The sequence below is a fragment of the Candidatus Thermoplasmatota archaeon genome (assembly GCA_022848865.1).
In the GTDB taxonomy this organism is placed as follows: Archaea; Thermoplasmatota; Thermoplasmata; order RBG-16-68-12; family JAGMCJ01; genus JAGMCJ01.
Genome location: JAJISE010000006.1, coordinates 25,829 through 44,605, shown reverse-complemented (window position 1 = coordinate 44,605; position 18,777 = coordinate 25,829). Strand labels below are relative to the sequence as shown.

General features: G+C 57.8%; 22 protein-coding genes. 11 read left to right on the top strand and 11 right to left on the bottom strand.

Features of this window, described 5'->3' with window-relative positions; all coding sequences use genetic code 11:
• The 4 genes from LN415_02270 (at position 1) to sixA (ending at position 2,223) form a co-directional block, all read left to right on the top strand.
• The gene (locus tag LN415_02270) at positions 1-222 is read left to right on the top strand and encodes a HypC/HybG/HupF family hydrogenase formation chaperone (protein MCJ2555919.1); all 222 of its coding nucleotides are present in this window, start codon (positions 1-3) and stop codon (positions 220-222) included.
• A complete protein-coding gene (locus LN415_02265; protein ID MCJ2555918.1) occupies positions 206-589 on the top strand; it encodes a hydrogenase maturation nickel metallochaperone HypA in 384 nt (127 codons plus the stop codon). Before LN415_02270 ends, LN415_02265 begins: the two co-directional genes overlap by 17 nt.
• Entirely contained in the window at positions 589-1,677 is a 1,089-nt protein-coding gene (hypD, locus tag LN415_02260) for a hydrogenase formation protein HypD (GenBank protein MCJ2555917.1), read from the top strand. Before LN415_02265 ends, hypD begins: the two co-directional genes overlap by 1 nt.
• Before the next feature lie 84 nt (positions 1,678-1,761).
• A complete protein-coding gene (gene sixA / locus LN415_02255) occupies positions 1,762-2,223 on the top strand; it encodes a phosphohistidine phosphatase SixA (GenBank protein ID MCJ2555916.1) in 462 nt (153 codons plus the stop codon).
• A 16-nt stretch (positions 2,224-2,239) separates the two neighbouring features.
• On the opposite strand, the gene hypE is transcribed toward sixA, so the two are convergent.
• Complete coding sequence (gene hypE, locus LN415_02250; GenBank protein ID MCJ2555915.1) at positions 2,240-3,304, bottom strand: hydrogenase expression/formation protein HypE; 1,065 nt, start codon at positions 3,302-3,304, stop codon at positions 2,240-2,242.
• Positions 3,305-3,356: 52 nt separating this feature from the next.
• The gene (locus tag LN415_02245; GenBank protein MCJ2555914.1) at positions 3,357-3,668 is read right to left on the bottom strand and encodes a hypothetical protein; all 312 of its coding nucleotides are present in this window, start codon (positions 3,666-3,668) and stop codon (positions 3,357-3,359) included.
• 90 nt (positions 3,669-3,758) lie between these two features.
• On the opposite strand from LN415_02245, the gene LN415_02240 reads away from it, so the two are divergent.
• Positions 3,759-4,988 carry an FAD-dependent oxidoreductase gene (locus tag LN415_02240; GenBank protein MCJ2555913.1) on the top strand — a complete coding sequence of 410 codons (1,230 nt, stop codon included), beginning with the start codon at positions 3,759-3,761 and terminating at the stop codon, positions 4,986-4,988.
• Positions 4,989-5,005: 17 nt separating this feature from the next.
• Here LN415_02240 and LN415_02235 read toward each other — a convergent pair whose 3' ends face one another.
• From LN415_02235 to LN415_02225, 3 genes are read right to left on the bottom strand one after another with little or no spacing between them, the layout of a single operon-like run.
• On the bottom strand, positions 5,006-5,458 hold the full coding sequence (locus LN415_02235) for a 4Fe-4S dicluster domain-containing protein (GenBank protein ID MCJ2555912.1): 453 nt from the start codon (positions 5,456-5,458) through the stop codon (positions 5,006-5,008).
• Positions 5,455-7,293, bottom strand: a complete 1,839-nt coding sequence (locus LN415_02230) for an aldehyde ferredoxin oxidoreductase family protein (protein ID MCJ2555911.1) — start codon at positions 7,291-7,293, stop codon at positions 5,455-5,457. The genes LN415_02235 and LN415_02230 overlap by 4 nt, the downstream gene beginning before the upstream one ends.
• A 44-nt stretch (positions 7,294-7,337) precedes the next feature.
• Positions 7,338-7,613: a MoaD/ThiS family protein gene (locus LN415_02225; protein ID MCJ2555910.1), complete on the bottom strand. Its 276-nt coding sequence runs from the start codon at positions 7,611-7,613 to the stop codon at positions 7,338-7,340.
• A gap of 127 nt (positions 7,614-7,740) precedes the next feature.
• On the opposite strand from LN415_02225, the gene LN415_02220 reads away from it, so the two are divergent.
• The 3 genes from LN415_02220 to LN415_02210 all read left to right on the top strand — a co-directional run bounded on the left by LN415_02220 (position 7,741) and on the right by LN415_02210 (position 10,133).
• Positions 7,741-8,766, top strand: a complete 1,026-nt coding sequence (locus LN415_02220) for a zinc-binding dehydrogenase (GenBank protein ID MCJ2555909.1) — start codon at positions 7,741-7,743, stop codon at positions 8,764-8,766.
• Between the two features lie 73 nt (positions 8,767-8,839).
• Entirely contained in the window at positions 8,840-9,379 is a 540-nt protein-coding gene (locus LN415_02215; GenBank protein MCJ2555908.1) for a ferritin, read from the top strand.
• An 85-nt stretch (positions 9,380-9,464) separates the two neighbouring features.
• Positions 9,465-10,133 carry a hypothetical protein gene (locus LN415_02210; GenBank protein ID MCJ2555907.1) on the top strand — a complete coding sequence of 223 codons (669 nt, stop codon included), beginning with the start codon at positions 9,465-9,467 and terminating at the stop codon, positions 10,131-10,133.
• A 77-nt stretch (positions 10,134-10,210) separates the two neighbouring features.
• On the opposite strand, the gene LN415_02205 is transcribed toward LN415_02210, so the two are convergent.
• Positions 10,211-10,957, bottom strand: a complete 747-nt coding sequence (locus LN415_02205) for a CoA synthetase (GenBank protein MCJ2555906.1) — start codon at positions 10,955-10,957, stop codon at positions 10,211-10,213.
• A complete protein-coding gene (locus LN415_02200; protein MCJ2555905.1) occupies positions 10,951-11,847 on the bottom strand; it encodes a CoA transferase subunit A in 897 nt (298 codons plus the stop codon). Before LN415_02200 ends, LN415_02205 begins: the two co-directional genes overlap by 7 nt.
• 80 nt (positions 11,848-11,927) lie before the next feature.
• On the opposite strand from LN415_02200, the gene LN415_02195 reads away from it, so the two are divergent.
• From LN415_02195 to LN415_02185, 3 genes are read left to right on the top strand one after another with little or no spacing between them, the layout of a single operon-like run.
• Positions 11,928-12,671 carry an SDR family oxidoreductase gene (locus LN415_02195; protein ID MCJ2555904.1) on the top strand — a complete coding sequence of 248 codons (744 nt, stop codon included), beginning with the start codon at positions 11,928-11,930 and terminating at the stop codon, positions 12,669-12,671.
• 9 nt (positions 12,672-12,680) lie between these two features.
• Positions 12,681-13,823 (top strand): thiolase domain-containing protein, encoded by a 1,143-nt coding sequence (locus LN415_02190; GenBank protein ID MCJ2555903.1) that lies wholly within the window; start codon positions 12,681-12,683, stop codon positions 13,821-13,823.
• Between the two features lie 4 nt (positions 13,824-13,827).
• Positions 13,828-14,229, top strand: a complete 402-nt coding sequence (locus LN415_02185) for a Zn-ribbon domain-containing OB-fold protein (GenBank protein MCJ2555902.1) — start codon at positions 13,828-13,830, stop codon at positions 14,227-14,229.
• Between the two features lie 4 nt (positions 14,230-14,233).
• Here the strand turns inward: LN415_02185 and LN415_02180 are convergent, their stop codons facing one another.
• The 4 genes from LN415_02180 to LN415_02165 all read right to left on the bottom strand — a co-directional run bounded on the left by LN415_02180 (position 14,234) and on the right by LN415_02165 (position 18,771).
• A complete protein-coding gene (locus LN415_02180) occupies positions 14,234-16,144 on the bottom strand; it encodes a hypothetical protein (protein MCJ2555901.1) in 1,911 nt (636 codons plus the stop codon).
• A gap of 232 nt (positions 16,145-16,376) precedes the next feature.
• Positions 16,377-16,631 (bottom strand): hypothetical protein, encoded by a 255-nt coding sequence (locus LN415_02175; protein MCJ2555900.1) that lies wholly within the window; start codon positions 16,629-16,631, stop codon positions 16,377-16,379.
• 226 nt (positions 16,632-16,857) lie between these two features.
• Positions 16,858-17,451: a GTP-binding protein gene (locus tag LN415_02170; GenBank protein ID MCJ2555899.1), complete on the bottom strand. Its 594-nt coding sequence runs from the start codon at positions 17,449-17,451 to the stop codon at positions 16,858-16,860.
• 153 nt (positions 17,452-17,604) lie between these two features.
• Positions 17,605-18,771 (bottom strand): hypothetical protein, encoded by a 1,167-nt coding sequence (locus tag LN415_02165; protein ID MCJ2555898.1) that lies wholly within the window; start codon positions 18,769-18,771, stop codon positions 17,605-17,607.
• Positions 18,772-18,777 lie beyond the last annotated feature (6 nt).

Sequence of the window (18,777 nt, the reverse complement as noted above, 5' to 3'; positions counted from 1 at the left end):
GTGTGTCTAGCCATACCCGCCAAGGTCCTTGACATAAAGGGCGACGTCGCCACGGTCGACTTCGGCGGAATCAAGAGAGAGGTCGATGTCTCGCTGACCGATGCGGTGGTCGGCCAGTATGTCATTGTTCATGCGGGATTCGCGATTCAAGTCCTCGATAAGGAGGAGGCCCAGGAGACCCTCGCCTTCTTCGATCAGATCCTCGGTGGGAACGTTGCATGAGTTCTCCGTCATGTCAAGCCTCGTGGAGGTTGTTCTGGAAGAGATTAGGAAGCACGATGCAAGTGCTGTCGAGGAGGTCGAGCTCGAGATCGGCGAGCTCACTCTGCTGGGAAAGGAACAGTGCCTCTTCTCGTACGAGGTGCTCTCAAAGGACGGCCCGCTCAAGGGCTCCAAGCTCATCATCAAGGAGAAGAAGGCCAAGGTCAAGTGCGGGAAGTGCGGCTACGAGGGTCCCATTGGAAGGTCGGACGACCCGCTCGACCACCTCCGACTGCCCCGCTTCTCCTGTCCCAAGTGCGGCGAGAACGTGGAAATCGTTAGCGGAAGGGACTGCATAGTCACGAATCTAAAGCTGGTTGTGGACTGATGTTCAGGTTTCGCGACAAGGAGATGGCGGACAGAATACTCCAGAAGCTCAGGGAGATGGACCTGCAGATCACGTTGATGCATGTATGCGGGACGCACCAGGATACGCTCGTGCGGCACGGGCTGCAACCGTTGCTCGAGGACGTTGGCGTCGACATCAGACAGGGTCCAGGATGCCCGGTCTGCGTCACGACCGCCAAGGAGATCGAGGAGTCCATCGCTCTCGCGAAGGCCGGGAAGACTATTACCGTCTTCGGCGACATGATCAAGGTCCCCGGTGTGGAAGAGTCGCTTTCGGACGCGAAGACGGAGGGCCACGATATCCGAATCGTTTACGGCGTGAACGACGCCGTGGATCTGGCGGATAAGATCAGCAATGAGGTCGTCTTCATCGGAGTGGGCTTCGAGACCACGACTCCGAGCATAGCAGTGGCAGTTTCCAGGAGACCGCCCAAGAACTTCTCACTCCTGAGCTGTCACAGAGTCATTCCGCCAGCACTGAAGGCGATAGTGGAGATGGGCGAGGTGAGGCTCGACGGTCTCATCGAACCGGGGCACGTGAGCACTATCATCGGCTCCAGGCCGTATGAGTTCCTGTCCGAGGAGCACGGCATACCTCAGGTCATCGCTGGCTTCGAGCCGCTCGACCTTCTCATGGGCGTCTACATGCTCGCCAAGCAGAAGGAGGAGGGAGCGGCAAGAGTGGATATCGAATACAAGCGCGTGGTGAAGCCCGAGGGCAACCCCGCCGCGATCAAGGTCATGGATGAGGTCTTCGAGCCCGCCGACACCAAGTGGAGAGGATTCCCGACCATTCCCGGGAGCGGACTCGTTCTGTCGGACGAATACCAGGAATACGACGCTCGCCAAAGGTTCGAGGACGATCTGGCAGAGCTCAAGGACAAGGAGTTCAAGGAGCCCAAGGGTTGCAGATGCGGAGAGGTCCTGCGGGGCATCATTCGTTCCGAGGAGTGCCCGTTGTTCGCGAAGACCTGCACGCCTACGAACCCCGTCGGGCCGTGCATGGTGAGCGCCGAGGGCAGCTGCAACATCCTGTACAAGTACTCCAAGTACGCCGAGGCCAAGTGAGCTCGTATCTCATGTGGTTCTCGCAGGGAGGAACGGATAAAAGGCGGGAGGACGTTCGCCAATCGGAGAAAGGGAGGAGTGAGAATGAACCTATATCTCGTGCGGCACGCTGACCCGAAGAGCGAGGCAGAGGATCCTGAGAGGTCTCTATCGGACCTCGGTGAGAGGCAAGCGGACAGAGTTGGCAAGTTCGCCCTCGACGCAGGAGTGAAGGTGAATCAGATTCGACACAGCGGGAAGAAGCGGGCAGAGGAGACCGCCGAGATCATCGGGAAGCATCTCTCCCCGCCAAAGGGCGTAGTCCCGATTTCAGGCATAGCACCGACGGACGACGTTCTTCCCGCAGCGGAGACGCTCGCGAGCGAGGAGGACGATGTCATGCTTGTCGGCCACTTGCCCTTCATGAACCGCCTGGTCAGCCACCTCGTGTTCGGCATTCCTGACTGCGCCGCTGTTGACTTCCCCAAGGCAGGGATGGTCTGTCTCATCCGAGAAACTGGCGGATGGACCATCGACTGGTTCGTGAATCCGAGTGTCTTGCCGTAGAGTTCGCGTCCCGTTGTCAGCAAATCCTCGGTATCGGGTCACCGACGGGCATGTCTATAATCCTCTTCCCGCCAACGAGCGTCTCCAGAACCACGCCCCTAACGTCCGAAGTCGCCTCGCCGACGATCACAGCATCTTTTCCCTCCTCGAAGGACTTCAGGGCGTCGAGGACCGTCTCTGCTTTCTCCTTGACCACCGCCACAACGATCTTGCCTTCGTTGCCTATGTCCAGCGGGTCGAATCCCAGCATCTCGCACGCGGAGTGGACCTCCTCACGGATCGGGATGTCCGTTTCCCTCACCGCTATCCCCACGTTGGACTTCTCTGCCCACTCGTTCAGCGTGTTCGAGAACCCACCGCGCGTCGGGTCCTTCATGGCAACGATGCCGCCCTCTTCCAGAGCCCCGCCGATCATCTTGTTCAGAGGAGCGACGTCGCTTTGAAGCTTCGATTCGAAGCCGTAGCCCTCGCGGAAGGAGAGCACCGTTATCCCATGATCGCCTAGGTAGCCCGAGACGATTATCACATCGCCCACGCGCACGTTCGAGTCCCTTATCCACTTCGAATCGAACTCCCTGTACCGCTTGACCTCCTCGATGTTGGAGTCCAGGTAGGGGCTTCTCTTCCCTACGCCGGAGGTGTTGACCACGATCTGATCGAGCGCGCCCTTCTCCATGACCTTGAGGTCGCCTGTCACGATGGGTACTCCCGCCTCCCTGCCCGTCCTGCCACTACTCGCGATCAGGCGGTCGAAGTCCTCGAGCGGGAATCCCTCCTCGACTATCAGGCCACAGGAGAGTGCAAGAGGTTCAGCGCCGACCGCGGAGAGGTCGTTTATCGTTCCCGCAACCGCAAGGCTGCCTATGTCCCCGCCTGGGAAGAAGATCGGCTTGACGACGTAGGAGTCCGTGCTCAAGACGATGCCGTCCACGACAGCGGAGTCATCGAGCTCCTCGAGTGCCAGCTCGATCCGCCTGTCATCCGCCGTTCCACCCAGGTGCTTGAGAATCCTGTCCTTGATGAGCGACCCCATCACCGCCCCTCCTGCGCCGTGGGCCATTGTGATCCTATCAGTCGGCATGTCTCTCCCCAGGGGCATTAGTCAATCGGGCTATTATACGCTTTCTGACGGCCTATCTGTACTTGGGTCTCAGGACCTTGCGCGGCATCTTCTTCCGAGGCCTCCGCACCATCAGGGTGCTGTAGACCGCCGATACGAAGCCCAGAATGATGAAAAGGACGCCCAGTACACCCAGTATGATGCCCATATCGACGAACATCTCTCCCAGCTCATCCCATTGCGCGTAACCGGAATCAGAGCCTCCGGGCAGAACCTGCGTCATGATGAAGTAGAGCACGATCAAGATGACGCCGGCTACAAAGAGCAATATCGTGGCCGCGACGGCCCGCGCTCTCCGCCTCTCGGGGTCATCGTAGTAGGTCATCCCATCACGGTCGGTCGAGAATCGCCTATCCCGTAGTTAGTCCTTTCGCACTTATCACTTATATATCCGCGGCAGCATCGTCAGGCGAGCATGAGACACGTCATAATCGGTTGCGGTGCGGCGGGTGTGAGCGCCGCAGAGACGATAAGGAAGCACGACAGGCAGTCCGAGGTCATGATTGTGGCCAAGCAGAAGCGGTCGCCGTACTCGCTCTGCTCTCTGCCCGCGGTTTTGGCGGGGGAGATTGAACCATCCAAGATAGTCCGATTCCCGCGCGGGCATTTCGATGACCTAGGTGTGGACCTGAGACTTGGGAAGGAAGTAACGAAGGTTCTGCCGACAGATGGGCGTATCGTCATCGACGGGCGGAAGCTGAAATACGACAGACTGCTCATCGCCACGGGGTCCCTTCCTCTCGTCCCTCCGATTGATGGGATTGAGAAGCGCGGCGTCTTCACTCTCACGTCACTGGAGGACGTCAGACGAATTCAGAGATACATGAGGAACAAGAAACACGCGGTCGTGATAGGCGCCGGCTTCATCGGCATCGAAGCTGCCACAGCACTCAGGAGGCGGGGACTCGGAATCACCGTGGTCGAGATGCTCGACTCCGTGCTTCCGAGGATGCTTGATCCTGACATTGGCGGGAGGCTGCAGAGGATCATGGAGGGCGAGGGCATCCGTTTCCGTCTCGGGTGTCAGGTCACGCGGATCATTGGCGGGAAGAAGGTCGAGGGCGTTGAAATCGGTAAGAAGCGCCTTCCCTGCGAGATGGTCGTCATGGGAATCGGCGTCCGCCCGAACATCGGATTCCTGGCGGGCTCTGGCATCCGCAAGAACACGGGCATACTCGTGAACGAGCACATGAGGACGAGCAGGCGGGACGTCTACGCGGCGGGCGACCTCACCGAGTCCTTTGACCCTCTGCGGGGGAAGAGGATGATGAACGCGATATGGCCGAACGCTGTCCTTCAGGGCCGCATAGCGGGAGAGAACATGGCGGGTGTGGAGACCACGTTCAGCGGGTCATTCACCGTGAACATCATCGACGTCTTCGGCGTCTCCGCACTCTCGATGGGCATGGCTTCCTTTGAAGACAAGAACCTGAGCGAAGAGAAGTTCGTTACTGACCGAGTTGTGAAGAAGATGTTGCTGCGAGGCGGGAAGCTTGCGGGGATGCAGTTCGTTGGTACTCTCAGGAACTCGGGTTACATGATGAGTCTGATGCGGAAGGGTGAGGACATATCCGAGCTGCAGGATGACATACTGGATGATAGGTTCCTATCTCCCGTCTTCGCGGGGCCTCGAGTTCGAGAGTAACGTAGCCCCTGACCCCATTAGGGTGTCCCGAGGATCCGCTCAACCATCTCTTTGCGTTTCAGCGCCATCTCCTTCGTCTCTTCCTCGTATACGAGCGCGTTCGTGGCGCAGTACTTCACGCACGTCGGGTCCCCATCGCAGAGGTCGCACTTCACGATGTCCTTCCCGTGCACCGTGATGGCGGAGTACGGGCACATCGCCGCGCACAGGCGGCAGTGGATGCACCTGTCGTCATCGTGCTTGACCACTCCGTCCACGACCGTGTAGGCGTTCTGGTGGCAGACGTCCTCGCAGACCGGCTCGTCGCACTGCAGGCAGAAGACGGCGTACTCGTACCGCTTGAACTCGTCCCTGATGACCGTCACCGCCGACTTGCGAGGATTGCACTCACCGAACTTCACGAGAGAGCAGGCCATCGCGCACTCCCTGCATCCCGTGCAGCGCTCGGGGTAGAAGTTGAGCACCTTCACGGCAGCCCTCCCACGCTCTCGATCTCCTCCACACGCGAGGGCGCCAGCATGCCGGCCTCGTCCCAGCCGCGCAGCTTGTAGTAGCGGCTGAGCATGCCGTCGAACTCCTTCCTGTCTATGTGATGGCCTTTCGGGGCTCCGAGAGGCATCGGGTCGTCGAAGTACCGCTTGGGCAGCGTGTCGTCCTTCCTCGTCAGCCCCTGTCGGATGTTGAACATCCTCTCGGTGTCCACGACGCGCTTGCCGACGGCTTCCATCTTCCTCCGTCCGTACTTCATCCCCGTCGCCGCTTCCAGCAGTGTCTCGAACCGCGGGTAGTCGAGGAAGTGCGGGCTGTTGAACCCGTGGCAGATGAACTTGCATATCCCGAGGCAGTCGATCACAGCGAAGATGTTCTCAGAGAAGACAACCGTCTTCTCCTTCCCCTCATACGAAGTCGGGTCCAGGGAGACGCCCTTCCCGTATATGCGCTCCTTCACTTCCTTTGGCAGTCGTAGGAAGATCTCGAGCGTGGGCCTGCTCCTCAGGTGGTCGGCTCCTCTGGACGCCGTCGCGATCCCGAGCGCGAAGGCCTTGATGTAGCGCACGTCGTGCGGGTCGCTCTGCGGGAGGTTCTTGACCGCTATCAGATAGTCCTCTGATTTCTTCCCGAACTTCTTGGCGGCCTGCGTACTCTCTGCGAGTATGTCACCGAAGCCCTCCCGCCCAGCAATGTCGTGCAGGAGCGACCTCGCCTGCTCGAAGTTGCCGAACTCCAGCTTCTCTCCGGTCATCTTCTCGTCAATCATCCCCCGCTCGAAGAGCTCGAACGCCCATGCGAGGATAGTTCCCGCAGAGGACACATCTAGTCCGAGGTCGTTGGCGATGTTCTGCAGCTCTATCATCTGCTTGACGTCGTCTATGCCGACGTTCGCTCCGAGGAGCCCGACGGACGTGTACTCCGGGCCCTCCCCGCCAAGCTTGTTCCTGTGACGACAGTGAACGATGCACGAGGAGCAGCCTATCATCTTCTCGACTTCCTTCTCGATGTTCTCGGCGTTCAGGCTGTCCGACCACTGGTTGAGCTGGCTGTTCTTCGTCCGTATCGCACCGAGTTCGTTGCTCACCTCGTACAGAAGAGGCGTTCCGACGCTGCCGAGTATCGGTGTGATCTTAGAACCGAGAATGTAGTCCTCTACCTCCTTCACGACGTCGAGCAGCTTCTGCGGGTGCTTGATCTTCAACCCCATCGTCCCGTAGGCGACGACGGCCTTCACGTTCTTGGAGCCCATGACCGCTCCGGTGCCGCATCTTCCCGCTGAGTTCTTCACACCCGTCCTCAGGTTAGCGAAGCGCACGAGGTTCTCGCCCGCGGTGCCGCAGCACGCGATTTCCACGTCTCCGAGGTCCTTGCGGAACGAGACCTGAGCATCGTTCGTGTTCATTCCCCAGTAGTCCCTCGCATCTCGGATCTCGATGTTCCCGTCCTCGACGTAGACGTACTGGGGCTTCTTGGCCTTCCCCTTGAGAATGATGTGGTCGAATCCCGCGTAGCGCATCTCTGGGGCGAAGAACCCGCCGCAGTTGGAGTCGCCAAGGAACCCTGTCTCAGGGCTCTTGGTTGAGACGTTGAATCTTGAAGAGTTCGGAACGAGCGTCCCTGTGAGCAGTCCGGCCCCTAGAATGAGAACGTTGCTCGGGGACAGCGGGTCCACCCCTTTCCGAAGGAGCTTGTGCAGAAGGTAGGTGTTGATCCCCCTCCCGCCAAGATATCTCGCCCGGATGTCCTTGGGCATGTCAAGAATCTTGACGCTGTTCCTCGAGAGGTCCACTATCCCGATCTTTCTGTCGAGCACCTGCTTCCCCTTTTTTGAGACTTATGCAAGCCGTCCATAAGAAATTATCCGCCTGCCGCCGCGGCGAGCAGGGTCACTTCATCGCCGTCCTCCATCTCCTCCTTCATCGCGGTCTCCGTCAGCGGTCTTCCGTTAAGTATGACATTGATGGAGTAGTCGATGCTCCCGTCCTTGGCGAGTATAGCCTCGCCGAGCTGGGTGTTCTTCCTTCCTGCCTCTTTGACCAAACTCTCGACGCTACCGCCAGCGAATTCGACCTCCAACTCCGATTCGCCAACGATCTGCCTGAGGGAGCTCAAAAGGCGGAGCCTGACGCGCACATTCCGTTCTATCCACCGCCCGTATAAATATCTTGGCTCATCCCCCAAACGGCGCAGAGTGCAACTGCCCCCACCTGTAAGGGTCAAATTCTTTATAACCGCTAATCATTCCCACGCGGGGAGGACTATGAAAGCTGCTGTGTTCTATGAGAAGGGTCAGCCACTGAAGATCGAGGACGTTCCGATGCCGAAGGTCGATGACTGCGACCTGCTGGTGAAGGTCGCCGCCTGCGGGCTCTGCCGGACGGACCTGCACTACCTGCACGGGGTTCCGACGTTCAAGAAGCCGCCGATCATACTCGGCCACGAGATCAGCGGGACGGTCGAGGACATGGGTTCGGCGGTCGAGGGCGTGGAGAAGGGTGACAAGGTGCTCATCCCGCCGGTGTTCTCGTGCGGCGAATGCATCATGTGCCGGACCGGGCGGGGAACGCTGTGCACGAACCAGATCATGGTCGGAAATCACAGGGACGGAGGCTTCGCGGAGTACGTGGCATTTCCCGCCGCTTTCGCCTTCAAGCTCCCGGACGAGGTTCCCCTCGAGGAGGGCGCGATAATCTCGGATGCGATCTCAACTCCGTATCATGCGGTCGTCAACCGGGCGGAGGTCCAGGCGGGGGACAACGTCGCGATATTCGGGTGCGGGGGCGTAGGCCTGTCAACTGTCAAGATGGCTACCCTTGCGGGTGGCAATGTCATTGCGGTCGACATCTTCGACGAGAAGCTCGAGATGGCGAAGAAGGTCGGTGCAGTCGAGGTTCTGAATGCGAAGGAGGAGGAGGATGTCGCAAAGAAGATCAGACGGCTCACGGGCGTGGGTGCGGACATAGCCATTGAAGTGATAGGCAACCCCACGACGATAGAGCAGGCCTTCAACTCCGTGCGCTGGGGAGGCAAGGTCATCGTTGTCGGCTATACGCACAAGGACGTCTCCCTGAACGCTGGCAAGATAATGTTCCGCGAGATCGAGATCAAGGGCTCGCTCGGCTGCGGTCTTCAGGACTTCCCCAAGGTCATCGATCTGGTGAAGCACGGCAAGATGGACGTCAAGGAGTTCGTTACACACAGGTTCAAGCTGGATGAGATTAACGAGGGCTTCGCGCTCCTCGAAGGGGGCGATCCGAGCCTGATAAGGGCGATTGCCATACCATAGCCAATTCGATCGGTGGAAAGCGTATTATAATCCTCCTGCTGTGCCCGATTCGCCCAATCAAATGGTGAGAAGCATGACAAAGGTGAAGGTATTCAGATGCAGGATCTGCGGCGACCCGTTCATGGGGGTCGAACCGCCTTCAAGGTGCCCCTTCTGCGGTGCAAAGGCCCGGTATTTTGTGGAAGCGGAAAAGTGGAACCCGCAAGAGTTCGACGTCGAGCTGAGTGACCAGGCCCGCGATGACCTGGAGGCGGCGTTGAAGCTGGAGCTGGGGAATACGTCGTTCTACACGTGCGCGGAGAACGTCGCCAAGAACAGCGGGGACGAGTACGGTTTCGCCAAGTTCAAGTCGCTGAGGAAGGTGGAGAGCGAGCACGCGAGCGCGATAAGCAAGTTCCTGAAGATCTCCAAGCCGCCGATCGAGGCTGGGACATGCAGCCAGGAGTTCAAGGAGAACACGCAGGAGGGCTGGGATCGTGAGGACCGCGCGATCAAGGCGTACTCGACGTTCAGGGACAGGGCGACAGAGCCCAGGTTGAAGGAGTTCTTCGGCGCGCTTGTCGAGATCGAGACCGACCACCTGGACCTGCACGCCAAGAATCTGGGCAAGTAGGCTTCTTCGCCTCAGCACCCTATTCGTGATTTCCCCTCGAAAGAGCAATATACCCCCAGACTGTTCTGTGAATCGAGGGATAGGCTTGAGGATGGAGAGAGTCAGAGAGGTTTCCATCACTTTGTCTTTGATCCTCTTGGCGGTGGGAATCTATCTCGTCATAGTCATCACGATCTTTGGGATAGGAGCACACTCCGGCAGTGAATACAGAGCTTCGGTGCGTTTGACTGGTTTCGCCTTCATTGTCATCGCCACGGTAACTCTTGCTCTGGTGACTTCTTCCGACAAAGGGCGCGTCCCGCGGGAGTTCGGCTTCAGAGAGCTGCTCATCACGCTGGGTTCCTTGATTCTTCTCTCGGGGCTCTTCTGGATGCTCTTTCTGGCTGTCTGGTACTTTAAGGATCTCACCGATGTCTTCCGCTTCGTCGGCCATCTTGTTCTTGGGGCACCGGGAAGTCTGGTCTTGATGATTGCGGGCATCGTCCTCATCACATACGGCCTGAGACAATCGATTGGAGCGCCCGGTAAGGAAGTCAGACCCGACATCAGAGCGATGACAACAGGTTTCGCCCTGACCTTTGTTGGGATTGGTCTTATCATATTCCTGCCACCTTGGAGGATGGGATATCCCCCTCATTTCGTCCTGTCCATGGTAGGGCCGACGCTTGTTATCATAGGCACTCTAATTGTTTTGACGAACTTACGTCGCAGGACTCGTAGGGACCCTTGGTCTGAATATTCTTCACCGAAATAGAATCCCGGCCACAACGAGACCCAGCTTCCCAGAAGTCCAACTTCGATGTTCTGGATGATCGATGTGACAATCGCCACCTACAGCGAGTTTCTCGCAACACCAAGCGGGTCGATTTCCCGCATGAGCTCCAGTTCCTCTTCAGTTGGAAGTCCCGTCTGAGGCACGTCATCGGGGATTCTCAGCTCAAAACCCGTATTCTGCACGACATCGTCCACCGAAACGCCCGGATGAACGGACTTCAGCCGCATTCTCTCCTCATCGAAGTCCATCACACACAGAGGTGTGACCACGAGCGACGGCCCACCGCCAGGGAAGTCCTTGCCGTCGACGAACCCGGGCCCGCTAACGAAATCCACCTTCTCCACGAACGTCCGCGCAGTGTGGTTCATCGCGTAGACCGCGAACCTCCTCGACCGCGAAAGGAAGGGCAGTCCGACAGAACCGGGACCGCGGAACTTGATCTCCCCTGGCCTACCGATGCCGATTAGATTGCAGTTCCCCCGCTCATCGATCTGAAGGCCGCCGGCAAAGAATATATCAATCTCCGTTCTCGCCTCGAAGTCTATGACATCAGAGAGCGGCAGAACACACTCGGCCTTCAGCAGCCGATCGTCGCAAGAGGACGCTGGAAGTGGCTCAAGTAGCGGGTTCACCGCCCCGCTCCCTCCCGTTATGTAGGAGAGATTCGGTGCGTGCGTCATCTGTGCCAGGCGGGAAGCCAGCATCGGAATCCCGCTAAAAGCACCCATGATCGCGACCTCACCGTCGCAAAGGTGCTTCGAGAGGACCGAAGCCATCAGCTCCGCTGTCTTCACCTCTACCATGGGACGCCCCCCTCCATCAGCTCCTTGGCCTTCTCGCGCCCGCCGATCATCTCCAGGTATTCTTCGTTGTCCTTCGGCCCGCGAACGTATCTGTCCAGGTATGCGTCGAAATCCTCCTTGCACGCTCCCAGGTATTCCTTGATGTGATCCTCGTCGTACCGGTAGTACTTGTGCGACGCTGTGGGATGACAGCCGAACGGCGTATTGACAACGGCATCCACGACAAACGCGGGAACATCGACGCGCATGGCATTCTCGAGCATATACTCGTGCGGCACGACCTCCTCTACCTGGAGTATGACCTTGTCGCTCGCCTTGATCATGAGGAAGTCGTTGAACTTGCTGCCCTCGAATATCGCGTTCCCGTACTGGTCCGCCTTCTGGCAGTGAACCAGGGCGACATCTGGTTGCAGCGCAGGAAGGCACGCGACCTTCTCCCCGCCAAAGGGGTCCGACGTCCACCTGTAGTCATCCTCGTTCATGGACGGCACGGACGTCGCCTCCAGACCTTTCGGCAGCGGAATGAAGGGCATGGAGCTGGCCCCCGCTCGGAGCGTGTACGTGACGAACGCCTCATCGCACTCGCGGACCTTCAGCTTTCCGCTCTCCGCGAACTTCCTGAAGTTGGGAGCGAGTCCGAGGTGCTCCATACCGACATATGCGCAGTAGAGCTCGTCCACAAGACCCGCGCCGATGAGCATGTCCGCGTTCACGGAGCCAGAGGGGCTCGTGATCAGCCTTCCGACTCCGACGTTCTGCCGGATGACCTCGCGAATGAGCGCCATCGTGTTGTTGTGCATGTGCATCCCGCCGATGGCAACGAAGCATCCGTCCTTCACGAAGCGCTCGACCGCCTCTTTCGCACTCAAAACCTTCTCCGTTCTGGCCATTAACCTCCCCTCGCTAAGGATTAAATAGAGTCGCCGCATTAACGCGCTCCGCCTATTAAACTTTCTTTGAGGGGGATACAATGGAACTGGAAGGGAAGAATGCAATTGTGACCGGAGGGAGCCTGGGAATCGGGACCGCCATTGCGCTCAAGCTCGCCGAGCAAGGCGCGAACGTCGCGATAAACTACAGGAAGCACGACGAAGAGGCGAAGGCTGTCGTCGCCGAGATCGAGAAGATGGGGAGGAAGGGCCTCGTCGTTCAGGCGGATGTCGCGAGCTTCGAGGACGCGCAGAACATGATCGAAAAGGTCGTCAAGGAGTTCGGCGGGCTCGACATACTCGTGTGCAACGCTGGCATAAACTGGGACGGCGTGATCTGGAAGATGACAGAGGAACAGTGGGACCGCGTCATCGAGGTGAACCTCAAGGGCTACTTCAACTACATACGAGCCGCCACGCCGATATTCAAGGAACAGGGCTCCGGCAAGATAGTCAACATCACCAGCATCAACGGCCTGAGGGGCAAGTTCGGCCAGACGAACTACTCCGCCTCGAAGGGAGGCATAATCGCGCTCACCAAAGCTCTGGCGAAGGAGCTCGGGCGGTCCAGCGTGAACGTTAACGCAGTCGCGCCGGGCATGATCGAGACGGAGATGATGTCGCAGATCCCGGAGAAGTTCCTGCAGATAGCGAGGGACGAGACCGTCTTCGGCCGGATCGGCAAGCCCGAGGACGTGGCGAACTGCGTCGTCTTCCTTTGCAGCGAGAAGTCCAGGCACACGACCGGAGAGGTCATTAAGGTAGACGGCGGTCAGTACATATGAGGTGACCACATGCGGACAGGCGTTGTTGGGATAGGTCATGGCAAGTTCGGGAAAAGGGAAGTCACGGTACAGGAGCTCGCGTTCGAGCCTTTCAGGGAGGCCCTCAAGGACTGCGGGCTGCATCAGAAGGACCTCGACGCGCTCATCGTCGGTTCCTCTCCTGAGTATCACAGGCAGCGATCGCTGTCAGGTGTCGTCGCTGAGTACCTCGGCATGAACCCCAAGCCGACGTTCCTGGTAGAGGCCGCCTGCGCGTCGAGCAGCGCTGCTCTCGCTACCGCCGACGCCTACATTCGGGCGGGTATCTATGACACCGTCGCCGTGCTCGGCGTGCAGAAGATGCTGGAGCTGTCCACGCCTGAGATCCTCGCGCTCATGGGCAGGGTCGGGGATGTTCAGTGGGAATCCGGATTCGGGACGACATTCCCCGGATACTATGCCATGTTCGCTCACAGGCACATGTACGAGTACGGCACCACGAGAGAGCAGATGGCTGCGGTCGCCGTGAAGAACCATCACTACGGCACGAAGAATCCGAATGCGATGTTCCAGAAGGAGATAACCGCCGAGAAGGCTCTCGGCTCGAGGATGGTCGCCACTCCGCTCTCCCTCTACGACTGCTGCGCCAACGCGGATGGCGCCGCGTGCATGATAGTCACGAACGAGGAGAACGCAAAGAAGGCTGACACGCCTGTGTGGATCGCGGGACTAGGCTCTGCAACTGCACCTATGTCCGTTCTCAGGAGAGAGAATCTCAGTGAGATTCCCAGCGCCGTCGAGGCGGCGCGAAACGCATACAAGATGGCAGGCATCGGGCCCGAGAACGTTGACGTGGCCGATGTGCATGACTGCTTCACGATCGCTGAGATCCTTGCCTACGAGGACCTTGGGTTCAGCGAAAAGGGTGGAGGCGGCAAGATGATCGAAGAGGGTGAGACGTATATTGGCGGGAGGATCCCCGTGAACGTCGATGGCGGTCTGAAGAGCAAGGGTCATCCTGTCGGCGCAACGGGCGTCTCCATGGCGGTCGAGGCCGTGAAACAACTGAGAGGCGAGGCGGGCGAGCGACAGGTCGACGGGGCCGAGGTCGCGCTGATGCACAACGTCGGTGGTATCGGACAGTACTGCTTCGTCAACATATTCAGGAGGTGATTGTTTGGGCAAACTAGGCAAGATCGAATTCGTACCTTTCTCGAAGGTCGATGGGATCGAGGAGAGGCTGAAGGAAGGGAAGATATCCGGGACGCGGTGCAAGAAGTGCAATGAGATCTATCTCCCGCCGAGGATGGACTGTCCCGTGTGCTTGGACGAGGAGATGGAGTTCGTGGACTGCGAGAACAAGGGCACGCTCGTCACGTTCACGACGATTCATGTGGCGCCCGCCGGGTTCGAGGACGATGCTCCCTACACGATATGCCTCGTGGACGTCGAAGGTGGCGGCAGGCTCATCGGCTGGCTTGATGGAAGTGAAGAGGACATCAAAATCGGCATGAATGTCGTGGTCGGGATCAAGGACCTGCCTGAGGACAGGATGATCTACTCCGTAAGCGTGAAGTGAGATCCTAGTCGCTCGTTTCTATGACCTTGTCAGGTCTCAGTGCCGCCCATTCCGCTGACTGCTTGTAATCCAGCGGCTTGACCGTGCTGATGTAGCCGTACATCACTGTGAGCGGTTCGTCCGCCTTCGCGTATGTGTCCAGAAGGTCCATGTTGTGCCCGAGCTCGTGCATCAACGACCTTGCCAGCATCTTGGGCTTGACGCTCTTCCAGTCCTTCTTCACGTACTTCTTCTTGATGAAGCTGTCGATTGCCTTACCAGCAAGCGCGAAGTCGTCGCCACCCTTCTCCGCGATGCCAGTGACATTCTTGTTGTAGACCATTGACCCGCCCGCCTCGTACGAGATGTACGGACCAATGATCGCGTAGTGGAAGATGTCCTCGCGCATCGGGTCGAAGTACTTCGCCTTCTCCTTGAAGTCGTAGAAGTCGTTCTTCGCTCCGAGCAGCTGCCTGAAGTGCAAGAACTTCGTCCCCTTGTGCGTGTCCAGTTTCGCCGGCAGTGTCTGACCGCCGCCTCCCTTGCCAGGCCAGCCGTTGTCTATGTGAATCTTGATGCGGTGCTTCTTGAACTTCTTCTGGAGGAGGTCAACCGACTGCTTGGGGAACTTCTTCTGACCCTTGGTCTGGTCTATCTCCACGTAGATGTCGCAACATATCGGGTTCGGTTCGTGTTCTGGCGGGCGCACGAGCCTGTCCACGCTCCCAGAGAACTTCTGAGCGGGGTGGTCCGGGTCACCTATCTCTCCGTGTCTCTCGTCTCCGTCCCAGACCTTGTTCTTGTTCTTATCGTGCCAGCCGTCCCAAATCCCATCGCCATCCGTGTCGGGATTCGTCATGTAGGTGCCGACCATCAGCTCGTACAGGTCGGTCAGACCATCGCCGTCTCCGTCTCCGCCGGTCTGTTGCATGCACTTCGTGGGTTCCTTCACAATGGGTCCCACGGCATCATCCTGAACGGCGACATATGAGGACCCGCAACCGTAGTTACGGACGATGTTCACCTTGACTTCCAGCGCCTTGTTGGCGAAGATGAATATGTCCTGGCGAACGTCGCAGGCGTTGTCGTGCATCTGAACCTCGATCTCCCCTGTGGGATAAGCGCGATTGGCCAGAATGCGGGTCCACATGTCAGTTCCTGCGCCATTGACCCTGATCTCTATGTACATCTTCGGGAAGCCTTCTTTCGCCATGTCGTTCTGCTGGATGTAGATGCGCATGGCCAGCTGGACGACGTGGTTGTCGACTATGAAGACCGTCATGGTGTGGAAGAGTTCCGGCCATCCCGGTGGACGGTGGTTCTGGTTGATCTCGAGTATCATGTCGTCTTTCACTACGTTTTTCCTGAAGTTCGCGAGGAACTGATAATCGATAGAGTTCTTGATGACCTGGACCATCATTCCCAAGCAGGCCCTGTTCTCGCCGATGTTGACCTCCAGGTTGGAGACGGCGTTGTCCTCCACGAGCACATGAAGGTCTCCCCCGACCTTGTTCCCGCCAACGTTAACCTTCAGGTCCTGTAAGAAGGGATTGCTCACCACATTCACAGTCAGGCTGCCACCGACTTCGAGGTTAGAGACCTCAATCTCGAGATTCGCGTTCTTGAAGATCCCCTTCACAGTGAGCTCGAAGTCGCCGCCTATTCCCATTCCGCTGTATGTGATCTTGGTCCCGTTGAGGGAAGCGTTGGTGGTGGTCTTGCTGAAACCCCCGGTGTGGTTGAGTTTGTGCGTCCAAGAGCTGTTCGGGTTCGAACTGTACAGCGGGAGTGACCCTCCCAAACCCGACTGAATACCAGGAAGTCCCAGGTCGCCATCGACCTGGGGTCCACCCACATCACGCGGCAGCGCTACAGTAGTCGCACTCAAGAGAAATGCTGTCAACACCGCCATTGAAAGAAACCTTGCGTTCCTCATACTACCTCCTCCTTGGGAGACAAAGCGAAATCGTTCCTCCCTCTGCGCCCCCTGGCTTAGAAGCCGAAACCACATATCAGCTACGGGCTTAAGAATCTTGTGCTGCTCACCATTCACAGTCACTGGATGGCCCCGAGGAAGACCTTGGAATCGGGATGATGGTCTCTGTTGGAATCAGGGGTCTTCTTGAAGAGAGGATGGTCTACTCCGTGATGCCTGAGAAGTGAGGTCTTCACCTGTTCGTGACGCGGTTGAGCGGCTCGAACCTGTCTTCCAAGAACCTCAGAATGTCCTCAGATGTCTCCGTTGCTATTCCGTCCTTTCCAATAATGCGGTCGGCAGTCTCCAAGCCCAGGAGGACAGCCTCAGATGACCGAAACAGCCTGGCTTTGATCCTGCTTCTCAGAATCGAGTTAGTTGGGACAATTCCTTGAATGCGACCCTCATCATAGCTCACCGAGATAATCTCAACTCCAGCTTCTCTCATCGCTTCCAGCGTTGCAGAATAGAGGGCCGGAAACGAAACGTAGAAAGTCGAGTGTCTCTCATTCCTTCGCATTGACTCGAGATGATGTCTAATCATCTGAACATAAATCTCCCCTGACTGTTATCATCTATGATAATGTCGCAGCCGAGAACAAGCCTGTGGCACATATTTGACTTCTGGATGCTGAGGGAGAATGAAGATTCTTGCGGCCAGTAGACAAGGGATCCTATACTGTGGCCGACGAATCGTGCGTTTTCGAGTCTCGCTCCGGATTCATGGAGGCGGCGCGACCTGCCATCAGCTCCGCTGTCTTTGCGAAGGCCCTCTCCACGTTCTCTCCGGTCTTTGCACTCGTGAAGAGGTACGGAGCCCCGTAGGCCGCCGCGAACTCCTCGAGCGCTCTTTCCTCGATTCTTATCTGGTCTCTCAGATCCATCTTGTTCGCGAGTATCGTGATTGGAACCTCGCCACTCACTGAGAACATCTTGTCGACCCATTCGGTCAAGTCGTCGAGCGTATCGGACCGCGTGGAGTCGCAAACAGCGATTCCCCCGTCTGCATCCTTGAAATAGGATTCCGTGAACAGGTGCCTGAGGCTCTTCTGTCCCATTATGTCCCAGACCGTCAGAGTGGCCTTGACCTCCTCCCCCTTCCAGACAAGCGTGACCTCTTTCTTGGAGACATTCGTGCCCAGCGTGTAGAGATAGCGCTCATCGAACTCACTGAAGACGAACCTCCTTATCAAACTGGTCTTTCCCACTCCACCGTCACCTATCAGGCAGACCTTGAGCTTGACTTCCCCGCGGAGGTTTGGTTCCATCTTTCATCTCCTAGTTTCGTTCATCTATGATATCCGTATTTAAGGGGTCATCCCACATTATCAATCCCGATTCCACGGACCGTTCGTGGGTTGACTGGTGTCCTCTCGCCACACGAGTACGAGGGTGAACGCGTGTTGTCTCCAGCGTGGTTCTCACGATATCCTTGCCTCCTGTCGTCTGAACAGACGCTCCAATGCCATTGGCGCATCCATTTCCTCGGTTCCAGGGGCCTCGATTACAGACACATTCTCAGGAAGCTCCATTCTGGTTTCTATCTCGTCCACTGGCATCGCGTCATCCAGTTGCCGCTTGGTCACGATTACGACAAGGCGGACATTTCGATGGCTGGAGGCGACTATCGCCCGCCCTCGTTCGATGTCCTCAGGGTTCGTGCTGTCCACAACAAGGAACACGCCACTCACCTCTCGACTGAACAGCCTGAACGTGACTGCGAAGCTCTCATCGGCAGGGTCACCGAGCACCTCGATGTCGATGTCCGAGACATCCAGCCTTCTCCTGTCTCTCCCTCTCCCGATGTGCCCTGTCTCGTCGACAACGGTTCGTGAGCACAGCGAGCTCACGAAATCGTTCTTACCAGAGTCCTTGGATCCAATGACAAGGATTCTCGTGGGTTGTGCGGGACCGCCCACCGGTTCCCTGATTGCGAACCGCACCCAGTCGCTTTCCGAGATCCCGAGCTCCCTTTTCTCGTGTATCTTAACTAGGTTCTGCAGTTCGTGACCTGCCGTTCTTGTCTCGAACTCCAGGACGCAGTCTGCGGATTGCCTTATCCTGTTGAGCTCCCTATCCTCCAGGGTCCAGTTCATGAACAATACCAGAGATGAGGTTCCCGTGTCCTCTGAGGCCCCGCGCAAGAAGTGCCAGAACTCAATAACCGATTCCTTTGGGAACCTGTCGAGGAGGAACTCGAGGGAATCGATAACCACTCGGCCTGGTCTCTCATTCTCGAGGGCCTCTCTGATGACGCTCTGGATTTGGTTCAGATCGAGCGCATCGCGAATGACGTACTTCTCCTCAGAGGGCACCATAATCTGATTGGAGACGGCGTCGACTATGATGAGACGGGACTGCTCAGTGACACCGTGGCTCCTGAACTGGGACCTCGCAAGGCTCGGGGACCTGAAGAAGTCCACGTAAACGCACACCTCGCCGTCGACCATTCCCGAGACCACGAATTTCTCGGCAAGCTCTCTCTTCTCGGTAGGGCTGTTGCTCAGCAGAAGGGACGTTGATGGTCTCGGGAACCCGCCTCCGAGCCATTCATCAACCGTTTCAATACCTGTTCTTGCCCTACTCATGTGGAC

Bases quoted from the DNA above. Each gene is read 5' to 3' on its own strand.
- hypD (MCJ2555917.1), top strand. From the start codon at position 589: ATGTTCAGGTTTCGCGACAAGGAGATGGCGGACAGAATACTCCAGAAG.
- sixA (MCJ2555916.1), top strand. From the start codon at position 1,762: ATGAACCTATATCTCGTGCGGCACGCTGACCCGAAGAGCGAGGCAGAG.
- hypE (MCJ2555915.1), bottom strand. From the start codon at position 3,304: ATGCCGACTGATAGGATCACAATGGCCCACGGCGCAGGAGGGGCGGTG.
- LN415_02245 (MCJ2555914.1), bottom strand. From the start codon at position 3,668: ATGACCTACTACGATGACCCCGAGAGGCGGAGAGCGCGGGCCGTCGCG.
- LN415_02240 (MCJ2555913.1), top strand. From the start codon at position 3,759: ATGAGACACGTCATAATCGGTTGCGGTGCGGCGGGTGTGAGCGCCGCA.
- LN415_02220 (MCJ2555909.1), top strand. From the start codon at position 7,741: ATGAAAGCTGCTGTGTTCTATGAGAAGGGTCAGCCACTGAAGATCGAG.
- LN415_02215 (MCJ2555908.1), top strand. From the start codon at position 8,840: ATGACAAAGGTGAAGGTATTCAGATGCAGGATCTGCGGCGACCCGTTC.
- LN415_02205 (MCJ2555906.1), bottom strand. From the start codon at position 10,957: ATGGTAGAGGTGAAGACAGCGGAGCTGATGGCTTCGGTCCTCTCGAAG.
- LN415_02200 (MCJ2555905.1), bottom strand. From the start codon at position 11,847: ATGGCCAGAACGGAGAAGGTTTTGAGTGCGAAAGAGGCGGTCGAGCGC.
- LN415_02195 (MCJ2555904.1), top strand. From the start codon at position 11,928: ATGGAACTGGAAGGGAAGAATGCAATTGTGACCGGAGGGAGCCTGGGA.
- LN415_02190 (MCJ2555903.1), top strand. From the start codon at position 12,681: ATGCGGACAGGCGTTGTTGGGATAGGTCATGGCAAGTTCGGGAAAAGG.
- LN415_02180 (MCJ2555901.1), bottom strand. From the start codon at position 16,144: ATGAGGAACGCAAGGTTTCTTTCAATGGCGGTGTTGACAGCATTTCTC.
- LN415_02175 (MCJ2555900.1), bottom strand. From the start codon at position 16,631: ATGAGAGAAGCTGGAGTTGAGATTATCTCGGTGAGCTATGATGAGGGT.
- LN415_02170 (MCJ2555899.1), bottom strand. From the start codon at position 17,451: ATGGAACCAAACCTCCGCGGGGAAGTCAAGCTCAAGGTCTGCCTGATA.
- LN415_02165 (MCJ2555898.1), bottom strand. From the start codon at position 18,771: ATGAGTAGGGCAAGAACAGGTATTGAAACGGTTGATGAATGGCTCGGA.